This is a genomic window from Kribbella voronezhensis, assembly GCF_004365175.1.
GTDB classification, from domain to species: domain Bacteria; phylum Actinomycetota; class Actinomycetes; order Propionibacteriales; family Kribbellaceae; genus Kribbella; species Kribbella voronezhensis.
Genome location: NZ_SOCE01000001.1, coordinates 1,364,999 through 1,382,184, shown reverse-complemented (window position 1 = coordinate 1,382,184; position 17,186 = coordinate 1,364,999). Strand labels below are relative to the sequence as shown.

The following is a 17,186-nucleotide window of genomic DNA, read 5'->3' as shown; positions in this document are numbered from 1 at the left end:
CGCCTGCCTCGCGGTGCAGCCGGGCTTGCCCGATCGGGCAGCAGACGGTGCCCCGGGCTCGACCCCAGCCCGCTTCGGCCCGCCAGCGTCCGGGCAGAACACTCGTGCTGTGATCCAAGAGGTGGACTCTGCGCTGCAGACTCTGATCCAGCGCGAAGCGATCGGCGCGCGGGACGTCGAGGTGGTGTTCGACGCCCCCACCAAGGAGTGGTCGAGCCGTCGCAACGCACCCACGATCGACGTGTACCTCTACGACATCCGCGAAGACCTGCGCCGCCGCGAGCGCGGTCTGCTGAACGAGTACGACGCGGAGCAGCGGATCACCGCACGCCACCTGCCCCCGCGGTACTTCAAGCTGTCCTATCTGGTGACGGCCTGGACGCAGCGGCCCGAGGACGAGCACCGGCTGCTGTCCGGACTGCTCTCCTGCTTCCTCCGGCACGAGGCGCTGCCCACAGACCTGCTCACTGGACCGCTGGCCGAGCTGGGTCTCTCGGTGCCGGTCTCCATCGCGCTGCCGCCGCCGGAAGATCGTTCCTTTGCCGACGTCTGGTCCGCCCTCGGCGGAGAACTCAAACCGTCCCTGGACCTCGTGGTCTGCGCGCCGACCCCGACCGGTCGCGTCTACGAGGCGGCCACGCTGGTCGATCAGCCGCCACGGGTGTCGATGGGTGGGACGGACGGCTGGCCGCCCCGCGAAGTGGCAGGACGCAGTACTGCGAACGAGCCGCAGCGACCCAATCCCCGGCGGCCACGCAAGAGGACCGGGTGACCGCGCAAGGGCTGGACTATCTTCTGGCGCGCCTGGGCCTGGTCGAGGACCGGATCCGGGCGCTCGTGGCGCGGCGCCGTGCGGACGACCCGTCGATGGACGACCCGTTCCGCGGCCTGTACGTCAACGACGAACTCGTCGACCGGCTGCTCAGCGGACAGGCGCACACGGCTGTTGTCGACGAAACGGCTCTGGCAGCACTGGAACGGTCGGCTGACGAATACATTGCCGAGGGCAACGTCATTAGGTTGCGCCGGCTGGCCGCGGTCGCGGGACTGACGGCGCTGGACACCGAGTTGCTGGTGATCGCGCTACTGCCTGACCTGGACAGCCGGTTCGAGCGGCTCTACGGCTATCTCAACGACGATGTGACCCGGCGGCGGCCGAGTGTCGGCCTGGCCCTGGAACTCGCCGGTGCCTCGTCGATGTCGTCGGTGGCGCGCGGCCGGTTGACGGCGAGTGGGCCGCTCGTGGATCGCGGACTGCTGATCGTCGAGGATCCGGAGCGGCCGTTCCTGACCCGGGCGATCCGGGTCCCGGACCGGGTTGCCGCGCATCTGCTCGGTGACGACCTGCCCGACCATCGGCTGGTGCCGATGCTGGAGGAGCTGACCGCGTACAAGACCGATGCGAGCGCGGATCTCGGCCGGAGCCTGGCGGCCGGCGTACGGCTGGTTCATCTGCGCGAGCACGAGGCCGGTACCGGGCAATCCATCGCGGCGGCAGCGTTGGCGGCTGCCGGGCGGGGCGTCGTGGCGGTTGATCTGCGGTTGATGGCTCGCGACTCCGATCCACTCGGGCTGGCGGTGATCGCCGGCCGGGAGGCCTTGTTGCAGCACGCGGGGCTGGTCGTCGGGCCGGTGGAGGCGTTGGCAGAGTCGTCGCTGGAATCGCTGCACCGGTTGAGCCGCTGGGAGGTCCCGGTCCTGTTCATCGGTACGACGACGTGGGATCCGCGGTGGAGTCCGGAGACGCCGTTGACCGTGGATGCGCCAGTGCTCGGTGCGCATGACCGGATCGAGCTCTGGCGCGAACACTTGCAGGAGTCCGAACTCGATCCCGAGATCCTGGCTTCCCATCTCGCGCTCGGCCCTGGACAGGTGCGGAACGTCTTCAAGACCGCGGCCGCGTCGGCGCTGCTGGCGGGCACCGCGATCACCGCAGACGACCTGCGCCGCGGCGTACGGGCTCAGAACGCTGCTGGGCTCGAGCGGCTGGCTCGAAGGATCGAGCCGGAGGTCGGGTGGGACGACCTCGTCCTTGCTCCGGCGGTTCGGCGGGCGCTGCAGGGATTGGCTGCTCGGGCTCGGCATCGCGACACGGTGTTGACCGATTGGCGGATGCGGCGTGGTGGGGGACGTGGGCGTGGCGTGACCGCCTTGTTCGCGGGCGATTCCGGCACTGGTAAGACGATGTCCGCCGAAGTGATCGCCACTGAGTTGGGGCTGGATCTCTACACGGTGAACCTGGCGACCGTGGTCGACAAGTACGTGGGTGAGACCGAGAAGAATTTAGAGCGGATCTTCAGCGAGGCTGGTGGCGTTAACGCCGTACTGTTCTTCGACGAGGCGGACGCGATCTTCGGCAAGCGCAGCGACGTCCGGGACGCGCACGACCGGTACGCCAACATCGAGAGCGCCTACCTCCTGCAGCGGCTGGAGAGCTTCGACGGACTGGCGATCCTGGCGACCAACCTGCGGGCCAACATCGACGACGCGTTCACCCGGCGGCTCGACGCGATCATCGACTTCCCGGCGCCCACGCCCGACCTGCGGCTCCGGCTCTGGCAACAGTGCCTGGCACCACCGCTGCCACTCGGTGACGACCTGGACCTCCCGTTCTGTGCGGAGGCCTTTGAACTTGCCGGAGGCAACATTCGGTCGGCCTCGGTCAGCGCTGCCTACCTGGCGGCAGAATCCGGCCAGCCGGTGCGGATGGCCGACGTGATCGCGGCGGTCGGCCAGGAGTACCGCAAACTCGGCCGGCTCGTCCTCGAACGCGAATTCGGCCAGTACTACGCGTTGCTCGACGGACCCACCCTCGGCTGAACCTCCTCGGGGGGCGTCCAGTGCTTTCAGGGCGTTCTCCCGGCGTCGTTCCAGTCACTGGAGGACCTTTCGGGCAGAGATGATTGCCCGCGGGAGTGCCTGCGTGCTGTCGGTACGGCGTACGCGGGTGGCCCACGCTCTGGAGATGGCCGGCGCGCGCCCGACGGGTCCCTCTGTGAAGGCCGACGTCAGCGACGCCCTCGCCGAAGGCCGGCGACGGGCCGCTGGCGATCGCCCGGAGCGTGCTGCCGTTCCACCGGCGCGTGCTGCCGTTCCACCGGGGCTGCTGGCGTTGCAGCGGAAGGCCGGCAATGCCGCGGTGAACGCGTTGCTCGCCGGGAAGCTCAAGTCACCTGGTGGCGACGCGGCCGGGGAGATCGACGCGGCGCTGGTGGAGATCCAGCGTGAGGAGCCGGCCATCGACACGGTCGAGAAGGGGCTGAAGGCGGCGAAGGCGGCCGGCGTACCGGTTGATCTCGAAGGTCCGAAGCCGCCGGCTTCGGCGCTCGCGGTGACCACGACCGGGTTCGGGCCGGAGTCCGTCGCGCCGAAGAAGCCGGTGCCGCCGCCGAAGCCGGTACCGGCTGTCAGTCCGTTGGGGAAGGCCGCTGCCAAGCCGGTCAAGCCTCGCGGTGGCAAGGGCGGTAAGTCGAGCGGCGGTGGGGGTGCGGCTGGCGGGGGTGGAGCAAGTGCTGGTGGCGGTGGGGCTGGGGCTGCTGGGCCGGCGCCACTGTCGGGTGCGCAGGTGCTGGAGCCGCCGGTGCCGCCTACCGGCGTACGGCCTGAGCAGGATCCTGCCTTCACTGGTGTCACCGGACATGTGAAGGGGTTTGCGAAGGCGAAGCGGGCGCATCCGCCGGCGGCCTCGAAGGCGAAGGAGGCGCAGGACGCCGCGCTGGCGCCGACCGATGACCTCACCGGCCAGGCCAAGGCGGCCAAAGCCGACACGATGGATGCCCAGCAGGCGGGAACGTTCGACAAGAAGGCGTTCATCGCGGCGGTGAAGACAGCGATCGAGGCCAAGTCGCCGAAGACGCTCAAGGAGGCCGACGACTACAAGGAGTCCGGCAAGGCCGGGGAGGTCAAGGGCGAGATCAAGGGGATGGTCGGCCAGGGCAAGGAGGGGCAGGCCAAGGACATCGAGACCGCCACCGCCGCACCGCCGGACATGTCCAAGGGCGTGGCCAAACCGGTCACACCGATGGAGACCGAGGATCCAGGCTCGGCGGCCGCGATCCCGGCCGCCGGGGCCGCGCCGAAGGTGGCGCCGCCCGAACAGACCAACCTGGCTGCCGGTAAGTACCAGGCCAACCAGGAGATGGCCGAGGGCGAGGTCACCGACCAGCAGTTGGCGCAGTCGAACGAGCCGCAGTTCCAGGGCGCGCTCGCCGACAAGCAGACCGCGGCGGCGCATGCCGATACGGCACCCGCCGCGTTCCGTGCCGAGGAGCAGCAGGTCATCCAGCAGCACAAGACCGAAGCGGCGGCCGAGACCAAGACCGGCGTGGCCGGGATGCAGGGATCGAAGGCGGCCGCGCTCGCCAAGATCGTCGCCGACAAGGGCAAGACGAAATCCAAGGACGAGGCGAAGCGCGCCGAGGTCACCACCAAGATCCAGAGCATCTTCACTGCCGCCGAGACGGACGTGAAGGCGACCCTGGACAGCATCGATCCGCTGGTGGACGCCGAGTTCGAGAAGGGTGAGAAGCAGGCCCGGACCGCCTTCGAGAACTACGTGGCGGCCAAGATGTCGGCGTACAAGGAAGACCGGTACGGCGGCTGGCTCGGCGGACTGCGCTGGGCCAAGGACAAGCTGGTCGGGATGCCGGACAAGGTCAACGAGTTCTACGTGGCCGGCCGGGAACTGTATCTGCAGCAGATGAACGGCGTGATCTCGCGGGTGGCCGACATCGTCGGGGCCGGACTGACCAAGGCGAAGGCCCGGATCGCGGCCGGCCGGAGCGAGATCGCGGCGTACGTCAAGAGCCTGCCCGCCGACCTGCAGAAGGTCGGGTCCGAGGCGTCGAAGGAGATCGGCGAGAAGTTCGCGGACCTGGAGGGCGAGGTCGACTCCAAGCAGGACGCGCTGGTCGACTCGCTGGCGACGAAGTACAGCGAGGCCCGCAAGGGACTGGACGAGCGGATCGAGGAACTGCAGGCTGAGAACAAGGGCCTGGTGGACAAGGCGATCGGCGCGATCAAGGCCGTCATCAACACGATCCGCGAGCTCGTCGGGATGCTGAAGAACGTGCTGGCCCGGGTGGCCGGCGTGGTCGGCGACATCGTCAAGAACCCGGTCGGCTTCCTGTCCAACCTGATCGACGGGGTCAAGGGCGGCATCCTCAAGTTCAAGGACAATATCCTCGACCACCTGCGCAAGGGGCTGATGAGCTGGCTGTTCGGCGCGCTGGCCGAGGGTGGGGTGACGCTGCCGGACAAGTTCGACGTGCGCGGCATCCTGCAGTTGCTGCTGTCGCTGTTCGGGCTGACCTGGGCGAACATTCGCAACCGGTTGGTCAAGCAGGTCGGTGAGCCGGCGATGACGGCGATGGAGAAGGGCGTCGAGATCTTCCAGAAGCTTCGCAGCGAAGGGATCGCGGGGCTGTGGCAGATGCTGATCGAGAAGCTCGGGGACATCAAGGAGATGATCCTGGAGCAGGTGAAGGACTTCGTCATCACCAAGATCATCACCGCCGGTATCACCTGGCTGATCGGGCTGCTGAACCCGGCGGCCGCCTTCATCAAGGCCTGCAAGCTGATCTACGACGTGGTGATGTTCTTCGTCAACAACGGCAGCCGGATCCTGAAGTTCGTCAACACCGTGATCGACTCGGTGGCCGACATCGTCAAGGGCAACGTCTCCGGCGTCGTCAACAAGATCAACGACGTCCTCGGCCAGATGGTCCCCATCATCATCGGCTTCCTCGCCAGCGTCATCGGCCTGGGCGGCATCGGCCAGAAGATCCGCGAGATCGTAGAAAAACTCCAGAAACCGGTCAACAAGGCCCTCGACTTCGTCATCAAAACCGGCCTGAAACTGGCCGGCCCGGTCATCCGAGGCCTCAAGGGCCTGGGCAAGAAGGCCAAGGCCAAGATCGCCGCCGGCAAGGCCTACGTCAAAGGCAAGGTCGAATCCGGCAAGGAATGGGCCAAGGGAAAGGTCAGCGCCGCCAAGGAGCGGCTCACAGGGGGTGACATCAAGACGGCGGTGAAGGACGCCACGAACCTGTTGAAGGCGCCGAAGGCGACCGTGTCCTCGGTGCGCAGCGGTCTCGCCGCCCTGCGTCAGCGACACGGGCTGCGATCCGCAGACGTGGTGCCAGGAACCACCCCCGGTACGTTCCACGTTCACGTCCAGCGTGAGGACGCCGATACACCCACGGTGCCGCTGGAGGAGGCCGCGGATTCCCAGCACGCCGCCACCCTCTGGGAGGAAGTCTCCGAACAGACAAGTCGCGACGCCATGGCGGGTTTCCAGAACTGGCGGCAACCGCGACGTGGCGAAGCGGTCGGCCAGAACCGGGCGGTGCCCATCCGGCTCAGTGAAATCTCGGCCCGGCGGATCAGATCTTCCGGTGATCGGTGGATTGCCGCGGCGCCGGGTGTCACCTCTGATCAGAAGCGGACCGCGGGCGAGCGCTTCCATCGGCTGGTCGACGCGGCCGTCGCAACGAGGGAGGAAGTGACGTTGTACCGGCGGCTCCGGGAAGCAGCGTCAGCGATCCAGGCGCTGTACGGCGGCCGGGACGTGTTCTCGCTCGATGTCGAGCATCTCGACGAAGTCGGCCAGAACCGCGACCTCTATCCGCGGACCTCCATCTCGCGGAGGTTCGCGCGGATAGCCAACGCGATCCGCGATGGCGGTGCGGCCGGTTCGGTCGAACGGCAGATCGTCGAACGCGCCCGTAATGCCGGCGAAGCGCGGCAGATCGCCCGGCTCTATGCCGAGCAGCAGATCGAGCTGGAACTCGGCGACACGGTGCGATCCACCGGCGGACATGAGGAGCCGGTCGATCTCGATCTGGAGATCATCGACACAGACGTCCATGCTCAGATCACAGCTCGCCGCGCGGCGAGCCGCAGATAGAAGTCATTCAGTGCCAGAGGAGAGCGTCATGCGTGAGCACGGGTTCGATGCCGAGGAAGCTGCGTTGCGGCCGAAGGCTGGGCGGGTTGAGGAGCAGGTGTCCGAGCATGTGGGGAAGGCTGCTGCTGAAGGGCGCACCGATGTGCTCGGCGGACGCGGGATGTTGGGCTTGCAGCGGGCGGTGGGGAACAGCGGGGTGACGGCGATGGTGGAGGAGGAACGGTCGCCGGTGCATGACGTTGTTTCGTCTGGGGGACGGCCGTTGGAGCCTGAGGTGCGCGGGGAGATGGAAGGGCGGTTGGGACACGACTTCTCGGATGTGCGGGTGCATGACGACTCGGCGGCGCACGATTCGGCGAAGGCGGTGAATGCGCATGCGTACACCGTGGGGAGCAATGTGGTGTTCCAGCGGGACAAGTACGACCCGGGGTCGGCTGACGGGAAGACGATGCTGGCGCATGAGTTGACGCATGTGGTGCAGCAGCGGAGCGGGCCGGTGGACGGGTCGTCCGCGCCGGGCGGGATCAAGGTGAGTGACCCGTCGGACCGGTTCGAGCGCGAGGCTTCGGCCAACGCCGAGCGGGTGATGGCGGGGCCGGCACCGATGGCTGTCAGTGCGCCTGGAGTCCAACGGCACGCCGAGGACGAGACCGACGTGCAGCGGCACGAGGAGCACGAAGAGGACGTCCAGCGCGCCGAAGCGCCGGCTGAGGAGGAGAAGGAAGAAGAGGTCCAGGGCGCATTCGTCCAGCGCGATGAGGAAGAGGGCAAGGAAGAAGAGGAGTAGCACGCCGCTGGTAGACGGTGGAGCGAGCGCGACTTACAACGGCACGACGCGGCGGCAGTACACGATTCGGGGCTGTGGAAAGGCCGGCCTGGAGAGCGGGCTGTCGCCCTGTTGGCGGCGGTTGGTCCTTTGGTGCGGCCTAACGACTTGGACTGTTGAGTTCGAGCCATCGTAGGTGGGTGGCGGGTGATGGATCGTCCGGTCCGGTCGTTGCGATCTCGCTGGACTGCCCAGGAGCAGCGAACCGGGTGGCGCGACGGGGCGGTCGCCGGCCGGCGACCCGGTGGTCTTTGGAGTTGAGGTGTGGCGCGACGTGTTCGTTTGAGCTGCGACGGAGGAGCAGCGACCGCGGGTGGGTGGGAGCGGGCGGCGAAGGAGCTCGCGCGGGGCGTAGTACGAACGGGCAGTTGGGTTCCCCTTTGGGCAGTTGAGAGTGCCCTTGTCTGCGGCCGGTTGGGCGGGTGGGGGAGGTGGGGTGGGGGTCAGGCTGGAGCAAATCCTGATCGAGGAGGGGCAGCATGCCGACGTACCTGTCACCAGGTGTGTATGTGGAGGAAGTCGAATCGGGCGCCCGCCCGCTCGAGGGTGTCGGTACGGCGGTGGCCGCGTTTGTCGGGCTCGCCGAGGACGGACCCTTCAACCAAGCGACGCTGGTCAGCAACTGGACCGCGTTCACGGATACGTTCGGCGGCTTCGTGGCCGGCTCGTATCTGGCGCAGGCCGTCTACGGGTATTTCCTGAACGGCGGCGGGAACTGTTACGTCGTACGGATCGGCGGTGGAGCGGATGCCGCCGACGGCAAGGGTGCGCGAGGGCGCAAGGAGCTGCCGGCCGGGCCGCAGGCGATGCTGGGACGGTTCCGGGTGGTCGCGCTCGACGCGGCCCAGGCGCCGGGCGAGGTGAGTGTCGAGATCGCCGACGCCGGCGGGGAGAACCCGTCCGAGGACATGTTCAAGATCGTGGTCAAGCAGAACGGCACCCAGGTCGAGGAGTTCGACCGGCTGACCGTGTCGCGCGGCAAGACCAACGTCGCCACCGTGGTGAACGCGAACTCGAAGCTGATCAAGATCGAGGAAATCACCGGCGCCGCGCTGGAGAAGCCGGCGCACGGCGAGGTCGCGCTCAACGCGCCGCCGCCTGCGCCCGCAGTACCGTCGCCGCGGTTGACCGCCGAGGACTATGTCGGTGACGTGTCCGACCGGACCGGTTTCGGTGGGCTGGAAGCCGTCGACGAGATCACCATGCTCTGCGTGCCGGACCTGATGAGCGCGTACCAGCAGGGCTCGATCGACCTCGAGACCGTCCAGGCGGTCCAGCTGGCGATGCTGGCCCACTGCGAGTTGATGGGCGACCGGATCGCGATCCTCGACTCGCCGCCCGGGCTCAACGCCCAGCAGGTGAAGGAGTGGCTGGTCGACAAGGCCGGCTACGACTCGGCCTTCGGCGCGCTCTACTACCCGTGGGTCAAGACGGCCGATCCCGCCACCGGGCAGCTCGGTTTCATGCCGCCCTGTGGGCACATGGCCGGGATCTGGGGTCGCAACGACGACACCCGCGGCGTCCACAAGGCGCCCGCGAACGAGATCATCCGGGGCGCCGTGAGCCTCGAAGTACAGATCACCAAGGCCGAGCACGACCTGCTCAACCCGGTCGGCATCAACGTACTGCGAACCTTCCCCGGCCGCGGCAACCGCGTCTGGGGAGCCCGGACGCTGTCGTCCGACCCGGCCTGGCGCTACCTGAACGTCCGACGGCTGTTCAACTACCTCGAGGAGTCGATCCTCAGCGGCACCAACTGGGTCGTGTTCGAACCGAACGACGAGGCGCTGTGGGCCCGCGTACGCCGTACGATCTCCGCCTTCCTGGTGAACGAGTGGCGCAACGGCGCCTTGTTCGGTCAGACGCCGGACGACGCGTTCTTCGTCAAGTGCGACGCGGAGACGAACCCGGCCGAGGGGATCGACGCCGGCCAGGTGGTCTGCGAGATCGGGGTCGCGCCGGTGAAGCCGGCCGAGTTCGTCATCTTCCGGCTGTCCCAGTTCTCCGGCGGCACCAGCCTGGTCAGCGAGTGACCACCACCATCCAACGAGTCGAGCGGGAAAGGTAAGACATCATGGCTCTTCCGGACATGGACTCCGGTGTCGGTCACTCCTTCGGACTGGAGTTCGACGGCATCCAGATCAAGAGCATCACCGAGATCAGCGGCCTGAAGATGGAACAGGACGTGATCGAGCTCAAGGAGAACGGTGCCGACGGCAAGTATGTGATCAAGAAGCTGCCCGGCCGCTGGAAGGCGCCGGAGATCACCCTGACCCGCGGCCTGTCGTCGGACACGAGTTTCGACAAGTGGATCAAGGACTCGCAGTTCGGCAAGATGGGCGCGGTCCGCAAGGGCGGCGCGATCATCGTGTACGACTACGAAGGCGCGCCACTGAAGCGGTACAAGCTCACCAACGCGTGGCCGAAGAGTCTCGAGATCGGCACGATGAAGGCCGGTGACACCTCGGTGATGACCGAGAAACTGGTCGTCACCTGCGAGCGGCTCGAGGTGGAGTGATGCGCCGCACCACGTCCGCCACCCTCGACCAGTTCAGCGCGCCCGCCGCCGGGATGGTTGCCGATGGCACCGGTACTGCGGGGGCCGGCGCGCCGGCGTCGAGCGGTGTCGCGGGTCCGGAGTTGCGGACCGAGTTCCCGTTCGTGCTGCCGCGCGGGTACGTCGACTCGGCGGGCGTGGTGCATCGCGACGGGGTGATGCGGCTGGCAACGGCTCGCGACGAACTGGTGCCGCTGCGAGACGATCGGGTGCGCGAGAACCCGGCGTACCTGACGGTGGTCCTGCTCGGTCGCGTCGTGACCCGGCTCGGTAGTCACACCGACATTCATGCCGGCGTGATCGAGGACCTGTTCGCCGCGGATCTGGCGTTCCTGCAGGACCTGTATCGCCGGGTGAACCAGGAAGGGCACACCCGCGCCGGGGTGAACTGCCCGGAGTGCGGGCATGCGTTCGCCGTCGACCTGGCCGGTGGTCGCCTGGGGGAATCGTGACGTACGCGCCCGAACAGCTCTACACCGAGGTCGCGTACGTCGCCTACCACTTCCACTGGTCCCGCGAGGAGATCCTCGACCTGGAACACCCCGAACGCCGCCGCTTCGTCGACGAGATCGCCGCACTGAACACCCGCGCCAACTCCGGAAGGTGAACCGATGCGCTGGCCCTTCCGTCACGCTGCTTCCGCATCATCTGTTGCTGATGGCAACGGTGTGGTGAAGGCCGGCCGCGGTGGTGCCGAACCGGGTGCCGATGCCGCCGGTGGGGCGTCGGGTGCTGATGTCCCCGGTCGGTCGTCGGGCGGCGATGTCGTCGGTGAGGTGGTTGATCGCGGGTCGCGGGGCGGGTGGCGGGAGCTGCCGCCGTTGCAGCGGTCGACGGCGGAGCTGGGGTCGATCGCGTCGCCGCTTGCGTTTCGCGAGTCGTTGTCGACGCACCAGGATCCGCGGTTTCTGGCGCCGCTCGGCCATGCATTGACGGCGGACGCGCCGGCCGGCGAGGTCAGCAACTACGCCCAGGCCGCGCCGGTCGGCTCGCACCGGGAGTTCGCGTTGCCGCCTGGCACAGCAAGCTTCGGTACTGCGACCAGCGGTGCTCCTGCTGCTGTCCAGCGCGCGGTTGAGGGGGACACCGCGTCGGTCGGCGTCCAGCGAGCGCCGGAGGTTTCCGTCCGCACCTTTCCGTTGCCGTCGGCTGTAACCACGGCGGGTCAACTCCCGGCGATCGAACCTCACCCCACCCCGGCCGTCGCCGGACCTACGAACTTGTCGGCGTTGGCGGTAGCTCGATCATCGAGCTCCTCGGAGCCGGTGGTAGCTCGATCCGCGAGCTCGTCGGAGCCGGTGGTAGCTGGATCCGCGAGCTCGTCGGAGCCGGTGGTAGCTGGATCCGCGAGCTCGTCGGAGCCGGTAGTTGCCGCACCCGCAGGCTCCTCGGAACCGGCGGTCGCCGGGCCCCCGAACTCGTCGGCGTCGGTGGTTGATGCATCCGCGAGCTCTTCGGAGCCCGTGGTCGCTGTGCCCTCGGGTTTGTCGGCATCGGTGGAGTTGCCGGTAGTCGCTCGCGCGGTTGAGTCGCCGCAGGTTCGCGATCACGGATCTTCCGGCCATGTGGTCGAGGCCAGCGGGTCGGCGCCTGACGTGTATGCCGGGGAGATCAGTACGCCGGTTGCGGGGTGGGGCGAAGAGCAGGTGCCGTTGATCGGTTCGGCGGAAGCGGTTGGTCAGTCGCCTTTCGTGTCGGCGCTGGGTGGTCCGCAGGTTGAGTCCGAGCGGGATGTCGTGCAGCGGTCACTCGAGTCTCGTCCAGCAGCCACTCCGGTGGTGCACCGCACCGCGACGCCGGATGCCTCGATGCAGCACGGTCGGGTGAGCAGCCAGACGGAGCCGCACGCGCCGGTGCCGGTGCAGCGCGCGGTCGGCCCGACCGCGCCGATGCAACGCGAGGTGGGACTGAGTTCGGTGGTGCCGCGCGACTCGGGGACGGGCGCGGTGGTGCAGCGCGACGCGGGGATGGGCGCGGTGGTGCACCGCGAGGTGGGGGTGAGCGCGGTGGTGCAGCGCACCGGGGCCAGTGTGCCGGTGCAGCGCGACGCGGGGATGAGCGCGGTGGCGCAGGGCGACGCGGGGACGAGTTCGGTGGTGCCGCGCGACGTGGGGATGGGTGCGGTGGTGCAGCGCGACGCGGGAGTGAGCGCGGTCGTACAGCGCAACGTCGGGCCGGGCGTGGCGGGGCAACGCGAGGTGGGACTGAGCCCGGTGCAGCGTGACGGCGGGGTCGGTGTGCCGGTGCAGCGCGAGGCGGTGACGAGTGTGCCGGTGCAGCGCGTCGCGGGGACGGGCGTGCCGGTGCAGCGCGTCGCGGGGACGGGCGTGCCGGTGCAGCGGGACGTGGGGCTAAGCGCGGTGGTGCAGCGCGAAGGGGAGGGTGGCGGGGGCGCGGTTGGTGCAGGGGGCTTGGGGTGGAGCGGGCAGCAGGTCGCTGGGGAACGGCAGGGTGGAGTTGTGCCGATGGTGGTGCAGCGAGCAGCTGTTGCGGGCGCTGAGGGTCAGGTTGGGCTGATTGCGAATCGGACGGCTGAGCTTGGTCCAGTAGCTCAGCGGGCGGTCGAGGCCCAGGCCCTGGCGCAGCGAGTCGCGCCGGTGGCTGAGTTGTTGTGGCCGCCTCGGGAGGGCGCAGGGACGGGCAGTGTGGTGCCGTTGTCGAGTGCGGAGCCGTTGACTGTGCCGGAGGTGCAACAGCCGACTAATGCGGCCAGTGTGCCGCCGGCTGTGCAGCGGGTGGTGTTTGATCATCCCGGTCTTCGTGCGCCGAGTAGTGGTCGAACGACTCCGGCACAGCCGACCAAGCCCACCGAAGTACAAGCGCCTGTTGGGCAACCCGAGGGGCGGGTGTTGGCGTGGTCGGCGGAGGACAGCTTTCACGAGGAGCCGGCGGTGCAGCGGGCCGAGACCGTGCGGTCGGTGTCCTTGCAGCAGATGTTCAGCGGAGCTGCGTCGACGCAGGAGCAGCCGACAGAGCAGTTCGCAGTACAGCGGGATGACGCCCCGATAGCAGAGACGCCCGCCGCGCAGCCCGTAGTACAGACAGCGCCGGCAGCACAGGCACAGGCACAGCCGCAGGCGCCGGCCAAGGGGGTGAGTGCGGCCGAGGTGGAGGAGTTGGCGAAGCGGTTGTACGAACCGTTGACCGCGAAGTTGAAGGCTGAGCTCTGGCTGGATCGCGAGCGGGCCGGGCGGGTGACTGACAGATGGTAGGACCGAGTGCAGTGGGGGTGGCGGGATGAATCCGCAGTATCCGGAACCGGCGGTGACCGTCTGCTTCGGCGTGACCATCGACGACAAGCGGCTGGGTGCGTTCAACAGCTGTGAAGGACTCGGCCTGGAGATCGTGCTGGAGCAGCGCGAGGAGGGCGGCCAGAACGGGTTCATCTGGCAACTGCCGACCCGGATCAAGTACACGAACATCAAGTTGACCCGGCCGCTGTGTCAGGACACCACCGAGGTGATGGCCTGGCTGGCCAGCATGACGTCCGGGGTGAAGCCGTCGACCGGCAGCATCACCGCGATGACGGCGGCTCTCAAGCCGGTCGCGACGTGGAAGCTGGACGGCGTGATCCCGGTGAAGTGGAACGGCCCGGGGCTGAACCTTGATTCGCCGAAGGTGGCGATGGAGACGCTGGAGATCGCCCATCACGGGTTCAAGGCCGAGCGGGTGGCCTGATGACCAAGCCGATCGCGCTCAAGGCGTCCGGTGGGGCCGGGAGTTCGGCACCGGCCGAGGACAAGAAGTCGCTGCAGAAGGCGAAGCTGAAGCTGTTCGACTCGACCAAGGCCGGTGGCACGGATCGCGGCGAGATCCCGTTCCAGTTCAACCCCAAAGAGGTGACGATCCAGAAGTCGGCCAAGTGGGAGCGCAAGCCCGCGAAGAAGGCGAAGTCGGCCGGCTCGGTGGAGTTCAACGGCGCCGAGCCGTGCAAGCTCACCGTCGAGATGTTCTTCGATGCCTCCGGCAACCAGGACAACAGCGTCGTCACCGCGGTCGAGAAGCTGTTCAGCTGTTGCGTTCCGACCGAGGAGAGCAGGGGCAAGGACAAGCCGACGCCGCCGCTGGTCATGTTGCAGTGGGGCAAGATCGCGAGTTTCCCGGCCTTCGTCACGTCGGTGAACGTGAAGTACACGCTGTTCAGCTCCGAAGGCGTCCCGATCCGCGCGGTCTGCAGTGTCGCGATGGAGGAGATGCCGAACGAGCCGTGGCGGCAGAACCCGACCTCCGGTGGCCAGTCCGTCCGCCGGTCGCACCGGATGATCGACGGTGACACGCTCGCCTCACTCGCCTACGCGGAGTACGGCGATCCCGGCATGTGGCGCACGATCGCGCGGTACAACGGGATCGACGATCCGATGCGGCTGCCGAGTGGCTCGGTGGTCGTGTTCCCCGGTGCCGAGGAGCTGGTCTGATGTCGATCGTCAACAGCTGCCTGATCGAGATCAACGGTACTGCGCTGCCCGACGACGTGGTCAACCTGTTGAGCACGATCTACGTGGACGACAGTCAGCGGTTGCCGGATCTGTTCGAGATCAGGTTCCGCGACGGGGACCACACCGTGCTCGCGAAGACCGGCGCGAAGATCGGTTCGACGGTACGGATCTCGGTGCTGGCCAGTACCAGCCAGACCCCCGCTCTGCTGATGGCCGGCGAGATCACCGCGTTGGAGGCCGAGTTCGACACCGGCGGGTCGTTCACGGTGCTCAGGGGGTACGACCCCGCTCATCGGCTGTTCCGGGGTCGCGGGACCGGGAGCTACCTGCAGATGACGGCGTCGGACATCGCGCAGAAGGTGTCCCAGCGGGCCGGCTTCACCAACGGCACGATCAAGTCGACGACGACCGTGTTCGAGCACGTGTCGCAGGCGGGCACGAGCGATTGGGAGTTGCTGGACGCGCTGGCCGCGGACTCGGGGTACGAGGTCTCGGTCCGCGACGGCAAGTTCAACTTCGGGCCGCCGACGACGGCAGCCGGTGCCCCGAGCAACGAACAGAACCCGCTGGTGCTCAAGCTCGGCACGGATCTGCTCAGGTTCCGTGCCGTGCTCACCTCGGCCGGACAGGTCAAGGAGGTCGAGGTCCGCGGGTGGGACACCTCGACCAAGCAGGCGCTCACGACCAGGCGGCCGGCCAAGACCACCGGTGCCGAGTTGCCGCAGGCGAGTCCGGCCGAGTTCGCGCATGCCTTCGGCGACAAGGTGTACGTCGCGACCGACGTACCGCATCGGACCCAGGCCGAGGTGGATGCTGCCGCCGCCGCGATAGCTGAGGAGCTCGCGGGTTCGTTCGCCGAGTTCACCGGTGTTGCCCAAGGCAACCCAGCCCTCAAAGCGGGCGTGGCGATCACCGTCGACAATCTCGGTGCGCCTTTCGACGGCAAGTACACCGTGACCACGACCAGGCACCGGATCGACCCGACCACGGGCTACACGACGTCGTTCGCGGTCACCGGTGCCCACGACCGGAGTCTGCTCGGTCTGACCGGCTCGACCGGGACTCAGCGGGCGCCGACCGGTGTCGTCATCGGTCAGGTCAGCGACAACAACGACCCCGAGAAGCTCGGCCGCGTGAAGGTGATGCTGCCGTGGCTGTCGGACGACTACGTGAGCGCGTGGGCCCGGACGGTCCACGCGGGTGCGGGCAAGGACCGCGGCACGTTGATCATCCCCGAGGTCGGCGACGAAGTACTGGTCGTCTTCGAGCAGGGCGACCTACGCAGGCCCTACGTTCTCGGCGGTCTCTACAACGGTGTCGACAAACCGGATGCCCAGGGCATCGATCCGATCGACTCCGGCTCGGGTGCGGTCAACCGGCGCTCGATCGTGTCCAGGAAGGGCCATCGCATCGACCTGCTCGACCAGGACGGCCAGCACGAAGGCATCACGCTGGCCACCGGTGACGGCAAGCTCAGCGTGACGGTCGACTCGACCAGTACGACGATCACGGTGCACGCCGACGGCACGGTCAAGATCGAAGGCAGCAAAGGCATCGTGATCGACGCGGCCGCCGCGAAACTCGAACTCAAGGGTGGCGAGGTCTCGGTCACCGCCACCGGCAACCTGCAGCTCAAGGGCGCCAACACGACCGTCGAGGGCAGCGCCAACACCGAGGTCAAGGGCGGCGCGCTGTGCTCGGTCTCGGCCGCCCTGGTCAAGATCAACTGAGGAGACAGTCTCATGCCAGCAGCAGCCCGGGTCGGCGACCCGACCGGACATCCCGGGGTGATCGGCCCGCCCGGCGTACCGACCGTGCTGATCGCCGGGATGCCGGCGGCGACGGTGGGGACGCCGCACATCTGCTCCTTCCCACCACCGGCCGTGCACCCGCCGAGTGTGATCGCACCGCCCGGTTGCCCGACCGTGCTGATCGGTGGCATGCCGGCCGCGCGGATGGGTGATATGGCCGCTTGTGGTGCGCCGATCGTGCTGGGTGCGCCGACCGTCATGATCGGAGGCTGAGATGAGTACGGACTTCATCGGCGCCGGCTGGGCCTTCCCGGTCAGCACGGACGCCACCGGCGGGATCGCCCTGGTCGCCCGGGAACGCGAGATCGAGCAGGCGATCCGGCTGATCCTCGGCACCGCCCGGGGTGAGCGGCCGATGCGGCCCGAGTTCGGCTGTCGGATCCACGATCACGTCTTCGGCCCGGCGAACGCGGCGACCGCGGGACAGATCGCGTACGACGTCCGCGAGGCCCTGGAACGCTGGGAGCCGCGCATCTCGGTCGAGGACGTCGGCGTCGGCTACGACCGGATCGACCACGGCCGTGTGCTGGTCGACATCGGCTACGTCATCCTCGGCACGAACGACCCGCGCAACCTGGTCTTCCCCTTCTACACGATTCCGGACGAAGAGATCGCCGGTACGACGGTGCCGGCCGAGCTGGGGGTCTGA

At 68.0% G+C, this 17,186-nt stretch carries 16 protein-coding genes; 14 read left to right on the top strand and 2 right to left on the bottom strand.

Translation table 11 applies throughout. The annotated features are described in order from the left end of the window. The first annotated feature begins 109 nt into the window (after positions 1–109). The 8 genes from EV138_RS06110 to EV138_RS37195 all read left to right on the top strand — a co-directional run bounded on the left by EV138_RS06110 (position 110) and on the right by EV138_RS37195 (position 10,897). Positions 110–772 carry a Pvc16 family protein gene (locus tag EV138_RS06110; RefSeq protein WP_112246017.1) on the top strand — a complete coding sequence of 221 codons (663 nt, stop codon included), beginning with the start codon at positions 110–112 and terminating at the stop codon, positions 770–772. Beyond that, positions 769–2,820 (top strand): ATP-binding protein, encoded by a 2,052-nt coding sequence (locus EV138_RS06105; RefSeq protein WP_202866630.1) that lies wholly within the window; start codon positions 769–771, stop codon positions 2,818–2,820. Before EV138_RS06110 ends, EV138_RS06105 begins: the two co-directional genes overlap by 4 nt. A gap of 145 nt (positions 2,821–2,965) precedes the next feature. Next, the gene (locus EV138_RS06100) at positions 2,966–6,907 is read left to right on the top strand and encodes a phage tail protein (protein ID WP_202866629.1); all 3,942 of its coding nucleotides are present in this window, start codon (positions 2,966–2,968) and stop codon (positions 6,905–6,907) included. Between the two features lie 28 nt (positions 6,908–6,935). Further along, positions 6,936–7,694, top strand: a complete 759-nt coding sequence (locus tag EV138_RS06095) for an eCIS core domain-containing protein (protein ID WP_133977440.1) — start codon at positions 6,936–6,938, stop codon at positions 7,692–7,694. Between the two features lie 518 nt (positions 7,695–8,212). Continuing rightward, the gene (locus EV138_RS06090) at positions 8,213–9,766 is read left to right on the top strand and encodes a phage tail sheath family protein (protein ID WP_133977439.1); all 1,554 of its coding nucleotides are present in this window, start codon (positions 8,213–8,215) and stop codon (positions 9,764–9,766) included. A gap of 41 nt (positions 9,767–9,807) precedes the next feature. Continuing rightward, a complete protein-coding gene (locus EV138_RS06085; protein ID WP_112246009.1) occupies positions 9,808–10,251 on the top strand; it encodes a phage tail protein in 444 nt (147 codons plus the stop codon). Continuing rightward, positions 10,251–10,742: a hypothetical protein gene (locus EV138_RS06080; protein WP_133977438.1), complete on the top strand. Its 492-nt coding sequence runs from the start codon at positions 10,251–10,253 to the stop codon at positions 10,740–10,742. Before EV138_RS06085 ends, EV138_RS06080 begins: the two co-directional genes overlap by 1 nt. Next, entirely contained in the window at positions 10,739–10,897 is a 159-nt protein-coding gene (locus tag EV138_RS37195) for a DUF6760 family protein (protein WP_166678503.1), read from the top strand. The genes EV138_RS06080 and EV138_RS37195 overlap by 4 nt, the downstream gene beginning before the upstream one ends. 37 nt (positions 10,898–10,934) lie before the next feature. On the opposite strand, the gene EV138_RS06075 is transcribed toward EV138_RS37195, so the two are convergent. Continuing rightward, on the bottom strand, positions 10,935–11,216 hold the full coding sequence (locus tag EV138_RS06075) for a hypothetical protein (RefSeq protein ID WP_133977437.1): 282 nt from the start codon (positions 11,214–11,216) through the stop codon (positions 10,935–10,937). Positions 11,217–11,254: 38 nt separating this feature from the next. Beyond that, positions 11,255–11,449 carry a hypothetical protein gene (locus EV138_RS06070; RefSeq protein ID WP_133977436.1) on the bottom strand — a complete coding sequence of 65 codons (195 nt, stop codon included), beginning with the start codon at positions 11,447–11,449 and terminating at the stop codon, positions 11,255–11,257. A 406-nt stretch (positions 11,450–11,855) separates the two neighbouring features. Between EV138_RS06070 and EV138_RS06065 the strand changes: the two genes are divergently transcribed. From EV138_RS06065 to EV138_RS06040, 6 genes are read left to right on the top strand one after another with little or no spacing between them, the layout of a single operon-like run. Next, complete coding sequence (locus EV138_RS06065; RefSeq protein WP_133977435.1) at positions 11,856–13,502, top strand: hypothetical protein; 1,647 nt, start codon at positions 11,856–11,858, stop codon at positions 13,500–13,502. A 25-nt stretch (positions 13,503–13,527) separates the two neighbouring features. After that, positions 13,528–13,968, top strand: coding sequence for a phage tail protein (locus EV138_RS06060; protein WP_112246000.1), 441 nt, complete (start codon positions 13,528–13,530; stop codon positions 13,966–13,968). Continuing rightward, the gene (locus tag EV138_RS06055; protein ID WP_112245999.1) at positions 13,968–14,705 is read left to right on the top strand and encodes a CIS tube protein; all 738 of its coding nucleotides are present in this window, start codon (positions 13,968–13,970) and stop codon (positions 14,703–14,705) included. Before EV138_RS06060 ends, EV138_RS06055 begins: the two co-directional genes overlap by 1 nt. After that, the gene (locus EV138_RS06050; RefSeq protein WP_133977434.1) at positions 14,705–16,456 is read left to right on the top strand and encodes a VgrG-related protein; all 1,752 of its coding nucleotides are present in this window, start codon (positions 14,705–14,707) and stop codon (positions 16,454–16,456) included. The genes EV138_RS06055 and EV138_RS06050 overlap by 1 nt, the downstream gene beginning before the upstream one ends. A gap of 12 nt (positions 16,457–16,468) precedes the next feature. Beyond that, positions 16,469–16,750, top strand: a complete 282-nt coding sequence (locus EV138_RS06045; RefSeq protein WP_133977433.1) for a PAAR domain-containing protein — start codon at positions 16,469–16,471, stop codon at positions 16,748–16,750. Between the two features lies 1 nt (position 16,751). Next, complete coding sequence (locus EV138_RS06040; protein WP_133977432.1) at positions 16,752–17,186, top strand: GPW/gp25 family protein; 435 nt, start codon at positions 16,752–16,754, stop codon at positions 17,184–17,186.

Bases quoted from the DNA above. Each gene is read 5' to 3' on its own strand.
- EV138_RS06100 (WP_202866629.1), top strand. From the start codon at position 2,966: ATGGCCGGCGCGCGCCCGACGGGTCCCTCTGTGAAGGCCGACGTCAGC.
- EV138_RS06095 (WP_133977440.1), top strand. From the start codon at position 6,936: ATGCGTGAGCACGGGTTCGATGCCGAGGAAGCTGCGTTGCGGCCGAAG.
- EV138_RS06090 (WP_133977439.1), top strand. From the start codon at position 8,213: ATGCCGACGTACCTGTCACCAGGTGTGTATGTGGAGGAAGTCGAATCG.
- EV138_RS06085 (WP_112246009.1), top strand. From the start codon at position 9,808: ATGGCTCTTCCGGACATGGACTCCGGTGTCGGTCACTCCTTCGGACTG.
- EV138_RS06080 (WP_133977438.1), top strand. From the start codon at position 10,251: ATGCGCCGCACCACGTCCGCCACCCTCGACCAGTTCAGCGCGCCCGCC.
- EV138_RS06075 (WP_133977437.1), bottom strand. From the start codon at position 11,216: ATGGCCGAGCGGCGCCAGAAACCGCGGATCCTGGTGCGTCGACAACGA.
- EV138_RS06060 (WP_112246000.1), top strand. From the start codon at position 13,528: ATGAATCCGCAGTATCCGGAACCGGCGGTGACCGTCTGCTTCGGCGTG.
- EV138_RS06055 (WP_112245999.1), top strand. From the start codon at position 13,968: ATGACCAAGCCGATCGCGCTCAAGGCGTCCGGTGGGGCCGGGAGTTCG.
- EV138_RS06050 (WP_133977434.1), top strand. From the start codon at position 14,705: ATGTCGATCGTCAACAGCTGCCTGATCGAGATCAACGGTACTGCGCTG.
- EV138_RS06045 (WP_133977433.1), top strand. From the start codon at position 16,469: ATGCCAGCAGCAGCCCGGGTCGGCGACCCGACCGGACATCCCGGGGTG.
- EV138_RS06040 (WP_133977432.1), top strand. From the start codon at position 16,752: ATGAGTACGGACTTCATCGGCGCCGGCTGGGCCTTCCCGGTCAGCACG.